The following is a 7,353-nucleotide window of genomic DNA, read 5'->3' on the forward strand; positions in this document are numbered from 1 at the left end:
ACGATCACTGGGTCGTTTGTCCCTTAGGTGCTTGCAGCGCTTTCAGTGAAAATCGAGCTTTCATCGTTTGCTGAAATGAGCGTTTCCAGTGAAATTCATTTTGACAGTTTTCACTATTTATGCCATTTTCAGCAGATGCTGAAACAGGACAATCCAATGAATGACCTAGAAATCCGAGCAGCTGACGCAATGGGTGCGTTGTTGCAGCGTGTGCCTGCTATTCGCATCGAAAAGATCGAACGTACTTCGGTTCGCTCCGGTGTTGATATCTTGGCAGTGCTGACGCTGGATGGAAATCGACGGCTTTTGGCCTGCGAGGTGAAGCCTGTCGGGCAACCCCGGCACGTCCGCGCCGCGCTTCTCCAACTCCGGAAAGCAGCCGAGGAGTTCGATCCTCCAGCGATGCCAGTTTTCATCGCGCCATACCTTTCGTCGGAGGCGCAAGCGCTCTGTCGCGAATACGACGTGGGCTATCTTGACCTGGTTGGTAATGCATTGCTCTCCTTTGACACGGTGTTCATTGAGCGTTTGGTCGATGAAAAGCCCCCGGCCGTGCAGCGTAACCTCAAGTCAATTTTCAAGCCAAAATCAGCGCAGGTTCTGCGAGTGCTGCTCCGTCAGCCTGATCGTGCCTGGCGTGTAGCGGAACTAGCGACCGTTGCTGAGGTAAGCCTCGGCCACATCAGCAACGTTCGTAGCGAACTCGTCGATCGCGAGTGGGCGGAGATCACCGGCGATGGCTTGCGGTTGTCGCAGCCCGACAAATTGCTAAATACCTGGCGCGACGCTTACGAAGCCCCTGTCGGTGAGCGAATGGCATTTTATACAACGCTTCACGGATCATCGTTCGATACCGCCGCGCGAGGCGTTCTGAGCGCCAATAACAGCGCACCTCGCGCAATGCTCGCATCCTTTTCAGCTGCTCATTGGCTCGCACCCTACGGGCGTGTGCCTGCGCAATACTTGTATGCTGACGCGGCAGGGCTCGAAAAGTTAAGCCACGCTCTTAAGCTTTCCCCCGCGACATTGGGATCGAACGTCGTGATCACGGTATTGAGAGAGCACGGTTTGTTCAATGACGCCGTCGAGCCCGCGCCCGACGTGGTCTGCACAAGTGCGGTCCAAACCTACCTCGATCTATCTATAGCCGGCGAGCGGGGCGGGGAAGCCGCGGAGCACTTGAGGAAGGAAGTCATAAGATGGTGAAAACAGTACCCTCCGATCCACAATCCGCTGCGGATTATGAGGACCGTACCACGAAGGCCGTGAAGAGTGTCCTTGTTGAAATTGGGCAGATACTCGGAAGCTTCAGGGGCAAGTTCGCCGTGATTGGCGGGGCAGTTCCGTGGCTGCTTCTCGACAATGACGACATGCCTCACGTGGGCACCCTCGACGTTGATCTCGGTCTTAATGCGGAATCCCTGGGCGATGGTGAGTACGTGAACCTGGTCGAAGCGCTCATGGGTAACAGCTACAAACAGCGCGAGGAACTCAGACGTTTTCAACTAGTGCGGGAGGTTCCGGTTGATGATGGAGGGGCTCCGATCGACATTGTGGTCGACTTTCTTATGCCGCGCCATGCAGAAATCGTAAAGAACAGTCCTCCCATCCTGAGCGATTTCGCAGTTCAACGGGCGGACGGCGCCGATCTCGCTTTGCGGTTCTATCAGTTGGTGGCTATTTCCGGAGACATGCCGCAAGGAGGGACCAATCGTGTTGAGGTTGCAGTATGCTCTATTCCGGCTCTTCTGGCAATGAAGGGATATGCGCTCAATGGCAGACATAAACAAAAGGATGCCTACGACATCTACTACTGCATTCGCAACTATCCGGACGGGATCGACTCGCTAGCAGAAACATGCCGTCCGGTTCTGGCGGAAACGAGTGGTGCGCAGGGCTACCAATATATCTCCGACAAGTTCGATACACTTGAGGGCTATGGGGCGACGAGCGTCAGGAAGTTCGTCTCCGAAACGGACATTCTCGATGGCCGGACGCCAGAGCAATGGCAACAGGACGCTTTCGGCCAAGTCGATGCATGGTTGCGCGCTCTTGGTCTTCGAGGATGAAAAGCCGCCAAACAGGCATGTTTTGATAGTATAAAGACGGAAAATTTGCGGGGGGAATAGTGGGAAATTCAGGTTCGCTTTGGCTTCGGTGGGAGCCACATATCCATGCGCCAGGTACAGTGCTCAATGATCAGTTTAAGGGGGCGGATACCTGGGAGCAGTATCTTTCCAAGATCGAAGCGCGACGCCACAAATCCGTGCACTTGGCGTGACTGACTATTATCTCCTGGATACCTATGAACGTGTTCGAGCGGCGAATGAGCACGATGGCCGTCTTCCCGGGGTTGATCTCATTTTTCCCAATGCCGAGTTGCGGCTTGCCTTTGACACCGTCAAAGGCAATTGGGTCAACTGCCATCTTCTCGTCAACCCTCAGGACCCCGACCACGTTGGTGGGATTCAGCGATTTCTTGCGCAACTGACGTTCGAATATTCGGGTGATCGCTTTGCATGCACCCCTGACGAACTTGCGCGTCTTGGCACGAAGATCGATCCGACTCTGTTTGGCCGCGCAGCGCTTGCCCGCGGCGCCACCCAGTTCAAGGCAAGCTTCGATCTCGGAGACAGGCAGGCAGTTTTTGCGCGCAAAGCAGTCGCTTATGTTGCGTGTTCCGCCGAAATCGAAGCCATCGCGTGGTACTGTTTCGCGTAGGAAATCTGTAACATCCGCCCTTTCGGAGCGTGATGAGGCGCTGTTTGACGCGTTGCGCGAGAAGCGGCTCGAGATCGCGCGTTCACAAAATGTGCCGCCTTGCGTCATTTTTCACGATCGAACACTGATCGAACTGGCCACAGCCCGACCAGTTTCACGCACCCAGATGGCTGATGTGCCCGGTGTCGGCGATACGAAGCTCGAACGGTATGGCCCGGCCTTTTTGGCCGTCGTCAAAGCACACGAATAGTAAGTACCTGCTCAAAGTCATGCCAATCACACCGAAACAATCAGCTCTCTACCAGACCATCCCTCTAGAAATATTGTGATCTTCGTGCTACATATCGGACCAATCTGTAGTGCGAAGGTGGCAAATGCCGACACCTCATAACCCTCCGGCCGCTGTGCGGCGCGCGCTGCGCAAACTGGGCGCAGACATCCACGACGCACGTCGCCGTCGCCGCCTACCTATGGCGGTAGTTGCCGAACGTGCCTTCACCTCACGCTCAACGCTTCAAAAGATCGAGGCCGGCGACACAAATGTCAGCATCGGCATCTATGCAGCCGTCCTCCAGGCACTCGGCCTGCTAGATGGGCTAAGCCAAGTAGCCGACATCAGTAACGACAGCGTCGGCCAGGCTCTGGCCCGCGCGGAGTTGCCCAAACACGCTCACCCAAAGCGATCGCCGGGATCGTCACGCGATGGCTGATTTTGAAATTCATCTCGACCTCCACGGCCGCACAAGCCCAATCGGTTTGGCGCGGAGCAATCGCGTCCGTGGTGCCGAAACGATCATGTTTGAGTATGACCGTGCCTGGCTTGAGGACCCCGACCGCTTCTCGCTTGAGCCCGCTCTAGCTCTGAGCCGGGGAGCGTTCGCCCCACCCGCGGGCCTAGCAACATTTGGCTCTATTGGCGATTCAGCACCCGACACCTGGGGCCGACGGCTCATGCAACGCTCGGAAAGGCGCATGGCTGAGCGAGATGGCCGGTCCGTTCGCACGCTTTTCGAAAGCGACTATCTGCTTGGCGTCGCCGACGAGACACGGCTCGGCGCGCTCCGGTTTCGCTGGGTAGGCGACGAGGAATTCCAGGCGCCGATCCGTGCCGGCGTTCCCGCCCTCATCGAGCTCGGCCACCTGCTGCAGATCACGGAACGTATTTTGCGCGATGAGGAAACCGACGACGACCTTCAACACATCTTCGCGCCTGGCTCCTCGCTTGGCGGAGCGCGTCCGAAGGCTTCTGTTATCGATCAACATGGCCATCTCTCGATCGCCAAGTTTCCTAAGGAAACCGACGACTACAGCATGGAGACATGGGAAGAGGTCGCTCTGCAACTGGCTGAACAAGCCGGCATTGTCACGCCCCGCCACGAGCTCGTCGACGTCGCCGGCAATAAGGTCATGCTCTCGCGTCGCTTCGACCGCGACGGTGCTGTCCGGATCCCCTTCCTGTCCGCAATGGCGATGATGGGCGCAAAGGACGGCGAGCGCGGAAGCTATCCTGAGATCGTAGACGCCTTGGCCGAACACGGCGCGCAGGGAAAGACTGATGCGCACGCGCTTTATCGCCGCGTCGCCTTCAATGTGCTGATTTCAAACGTTGATGACCACCTGAGAAATCACGGCTTTCTGTGGCTCGGCAAAGCCGGCTGGTCGTTATCCCCTGCCTATGATCTCAATCCAGTGCCTACTGATGTCAAGGCGCGCGTCCTGACGACCAACATAGATCTTGATGAAGGCACCTGCTCCCTTGATCTGCTGGAAGAAGCTGCCCAGTTCTTCGCCCTCACGCTCGCCCAGGCCCGCGGGATCATTAAGGAAGTCGCGACCGCCACGGCGACATGGCGCGATACTGCGAAGGCGGTCGGTGCGCGGTCAGCCGAGATCAACCGTATGGCCAGTGCATTCGAACATGATGATTTGCAGCGAGCGCTAGCCCTATGACGAAAACCTTCCTACACAGTTTCGGTCCGTACCCGACCAGCCCGGTCACCGGCGCGACCGTCGACCTCGATGTCGCGGACATCGAGGTCGCTGGCATCGGCGAAGTGTTTCAGACCCCCGCGTGCTGCGTATGACGCATGGTCTATTCTCGATGCTCTTCTCGCTCCGACCGGCGTTGGAATCCCCTTCATCTTCCGCGACCAACTCGGCCAAGCCTGAGAGGTAGAGGTCTCTCCATCGGGGCTATAAGATTATACGCGACCAACTCCTAGGCTTCGATTGGACCCTGCAAACAGATGCTTCCGATCGTTACATCCTGGGTGACCCAGGGCTGCTTACAACAAGAGCGCGATGCAGAGCCTTTCTGCTCGTCTGTCACGCCGCGCGGCCTTGTTTCTCACGCCATCCGACAGCCCGAAGCCGTGCATTTAATCAGTCCCGGCGGCGATGATGAAGTCACAAATCTCAATATGGCAGACTGGGTGAGTATAAGGATCGGTGTGGGAAGGGCGGTCAGGTCACGAAGTTGAACAGCACTTACGCAATCTCGATCAATGGAATAGACGTCGTGAACCAAAGGGCAGCGTCTGTCTGGTGGTAATCCTTATTGTCCGCCATGAGGTGGAGTCGAGTGATCGTTCGTTCAGTTGGTCGCTGCGGAACCACTGGAACGCGCCTTATTTTGGACGTATCGATTCAACTTCAGCTTTTTCCAAAAGCAGACATATGTCATTCAGCTATCGCCAAGGAAGGAGAAAAGCGAGAATACTCTGCCGTGCGTTAAGTTTATCTTCGCTGCAAGCAGGCCGGTAATGCCAAAGACATCCCAAGTCACTATCTTCTCGTTCGACTAAAACGTACGAATTTGACTGATCGTGTTCTGACCCCTTCTATCGGTTCAGGTCACCTTCACCGACGAAGGCGATTGATCTCAATTCGTCAACGGCTTGTTCGAAGCGGCGCTGACGAATAGCGAGGTCCAGCATCTCCACAATCTCGGGGCTTCCTCCGCGCCGTCGAGCAAAATCATAATTCTCATGCAATAGTTCGAGATGATCCTTGGCAAGGAAGCCCGCCCAATGATCGGTCCCCTTATATTGGAAAATATCGGACCCCTGGGCGACACCCATGACATGCAAAGGAATGGCCGTGCGAACGCATTTGCGGCAGCGCCCGCAATTATAGGCCCCACCAAAATTCCCAAGACATACTCTCAGATAACGAAGCGCCAGATCCTTGTTCCAGCTAACGATAGACTCCACTTTTTCGGCTCTTGTGACCTCGGAACCGTCGTGAAAAATATACATGCGATCGGTAGAAAACATCTCATCCGTCAGAGGAGAGCTTCCGTGTGGCACAAGGTGCCTGTACGAGAATGCAGACGGGATGCACATGAATCCCAAAATTGGTGACAAGCACAAGGCAATGGAGGCCAGCGCGCTTCCGTGATCGTACTTCTCCCAATTGGTCATAATATGCGTTCGCACATTGGTAGCGCCAAAAACTGGGCGGACGCCCAGGTTTTCGGCTACAGCTCTTACCCATTCCTCTGACCCCTCGACGCCTTTGGCTCTCTCGATTGGCGTCTCAACTCCGCGCATAAACACAATATGGGTAAGAGGCCGCCCGATGGCGCTTCCGTCACGATGATGTTTCAGAAGGCTATAGAACGAATCCACCCCACCTGAAAAAGTAGTGCCCATAGTATTCCTAGGGGTCGGAGCCGGTTCTAATCGAGGCGTTGTATGAATGTCGATGCGCTTGAAAAGATCGGGCCACCACGAGTGATAAATATCACGAATTCGTGGCAACATAACATGCAACCTGTTCGAAATCGATGGCCCGATCTCCAATGGCTCATTGGCCCGCATAGACTTGATAAGGCACGCTGCGGCGAATGGATCGGCGGAACTGTCAACTTCATCCGCGTGAACACCTGAAAATTCATAATAAAATTCTATCGATGGCCTGTCTTTTCTATGCCGTTGAACAACGGATTTCAGTACAACGCCATCTGCTGACTCTTCTTTAAAAAGATCGTTAATGACCATGTTTTTAAATCCGCTTATCTGCTTGGAGTTTGCAATCATCCATTGTGAAAGCATTATCAAGATTGAAAACTGTCGGCGTGTGGTCCTTGTTTCGAATTGCTTCAACACTTCCCTGTGGCGTAAGTCTTCGAGAAGAAAGGAATTCTACGAGATGGTAAATACTGATCACCATTTGTAAAGAAGAAACGTTCGTCGTGGATGTTACAGTGTGAGTTCAATCCGACGCGCAACCTCCGTATGCCTTTTTTAAATGAATGACGTCATGTTTTTACCAATGTGAACTGGAACAGAGAATCTTGACTGGCAATCTGGAATGGTCGACGGGTGCGCGTTCTTGACTTCGAATCAAAAGCAAAAGCACTCCCTAAAAATTTGCGCCGTTAACTGTTGAGGCTTAAAATTCGCGCGCACTCAACGGTCTGATCAGATTTTGCGTCCCTGGTAGGATGTCTGCCAGAGGGTGGATTGCAGACTGGCAGGTTGTAGACCTTTCGGTGCCAAGCTGCTGTTGTTACTGTATCCGAAACCAACCTAATTTGCGGAGAACAACGTGGCAAAGCAGGCATTCATTATAGGGGGAACCGGACAGATTGGCCGTGCGATTGGCCTGAAGCTCCTGGAGGAAGGCTGG

6 protein-coding genes and 1 pseudogene are annotated in these 7,353 nt (G+C 54.7%); 6 read left to right on the forward strand and 1 reads right to left on the reverse strand.

Annotation, left to right across the window (positions count from 1 at the left end):
* Positions 1 to 45: 45 nt before the first annotated feature.
* The 6 genes and pseudogenes from QSJ70_RS16795 (at position 46) to QSJ70_RS16820 (ending at position 4,671) form a co-directional block, all read left to right on the forward strand.
* Positions 46 to 1,206, forward strand: a complete 1,161-nt coding sequence (locus QSJ70_RS16795) for a type IV toxin-antitoxin system AbiEi family antitoxin (protein WP_285538021.1) — start codon at positions 46 to 48, stop codon at positions 1,204 to 1,206.
* Positions 1,200 to 2,069, forward strand: a complete 870-nt coding sequence (locus QSJ70_RS16800; protein WP_285538022.1) for a nucleotidyl transferase AbiEii/AbiGii toxin family protein — start codon at positions 1,200 to 1,202, stop codon at positions 2,067 to 2,069. Before QSJ70_RS16795 ends, QSJ70_RS16800 begins: the two co-directional genes overlap by 7 nt.
* 208 nt (positions 2,070 to 2,277) lie before the next feature.
* Positions 2,278 to 2,721 (forward strand): hypothetical protein, encoded by a 444-nt coding sequence (locus tag QSJ70_RS16805; RefSeq protein ID WP_285538044.1) that lies wholly within the window; start codon positions 2,278 to 2,280, stop codon positions 2,719 to 2,721.
* Positions 2,621 to 2,971 (forward strand): annotated as a pseudogene (locus QSJ70_RS16810) (HRDC domain-containing protein); the annotation flags it as partial. The gene QSJ70_RS16805 and the pseudogene QSJ70_RS16810, both read left to right, overlap by 101 nt.
* Before the next feature lie 124 nt (positions 2,972 to 3,095).
* A complete protein-coding gene (locus tag QSJ70_RS16815) occupies positions 3,096 to 3,431 on the forward strand; it encodes a helix-turn-helix domain-containing protein (protein ID WP_285538024.1) in 336 nt (111 codons plus the stop codon).
* Positions 3,424 to 4,671 (forward strand): type II toxin-antitoxin system HipA family toxin, encoded by a 1,248-nt coding sequence (locus QSJ70_RS16820; protein WP_285538026.1) that lies wholly within the window; start codon positions 3,424 to 3,426, stop codon positions 4,669 to 4,671. The genes QSJ70_RS16815 and QSJ70_RS16820 overlap by 8 nt, the downstream gene beginning before the upstream one ends.
* An 890-nt stretch (positions 4,672 to 5,561) precedes the next feature.
* Here the strand turns inward: QSJ70_RS16820 and QSJ70_RS16825 are convergent.
* Positions 5,562 to 6,827 (reverse strand): hypothetical protein, encoded by a 1,266-nt coding sequence (locus tag QSJ70_RS16825; RefSeq protein WP_285538028.1) that lies wholly within the window; start codon positions 6,825 to 6,827, stop codon positions 5,562 to 5,564.
* Positions 6,828 to 7,353 lie beyond the last annotated feature (526 nt).

This window comes from Brucella sp. NBRC 12950 (assembly GCF_030268145.1).
In the GTDB taxonomy this organism is placed as follows: domain Bacteria; phylum Pseudomonadota; class Alphaproteobacteria; order Rhizobiales; family Rhizobiaceae; genus Brucella.